Source organism: Saccharibacillus sacchari (genome assembly GCF_037722395.1).
In the GTDB taxonomy this organism is placed as follows: Bacteria; Bacillota; Bacilli; order Paenibacillales; family Paenibacillaceae; genus Saccharibacillus; species Saccharibacillus sacchari_A.
In genome coordinates this window covers 1-354 of the sequence record NZ_JBBKAR010000038.1, presented here as the reverse complement: position 1 = coordinate 354, position 354 = coordinate 1, and the positions used below count along the sequence as shown (strand labels likewise).

Sequence of the window (354 nt, the reverse complement as noted above, 5' to 3'; positions counted from 1 at the left end):
GTCTGCGTTTCGCTCTGCTCGTTTTCCTTGCGGAAAGCCGAAAGTCGCTCAACCCACCCTCACTTCGCTCTTCGATTTTTAATGAATCATTTCTTTATTACACCCTCGCTGACAAGCAGCGTGGAGAAGAAAGAAATATTCAAGACGCGAATTTATCGTTTCGGTATCCAGTTTTCAAAGGACAAATCTTGCTTTTTTATGATTCCAGACATGCAAAAGCAATCTGAAGCCATATTTAGTTTTAGACGAAATTATGGTGGAGCCAAGCGGGATCGAACCGCTGACCTCCTGCTTGCAAGGCAGGCGCTCTCCCAGCTGAGCTATGGCCCCGCAAATTCCATCAAAACCGAACAG

At 46.0% G+C, this 354-nt stretch carries 1 tRNA gene; it reads right to left on the bottom strand.

From position 1 onward, the window contains the following. Positions 1–254 precede the first annotated feature (254 nt). Positions 255–330, bottom strand: a tRNA-Ala gene (locus WKI47_RS14465). Positions 331–354: the final 24 nt, after the last annotated feature.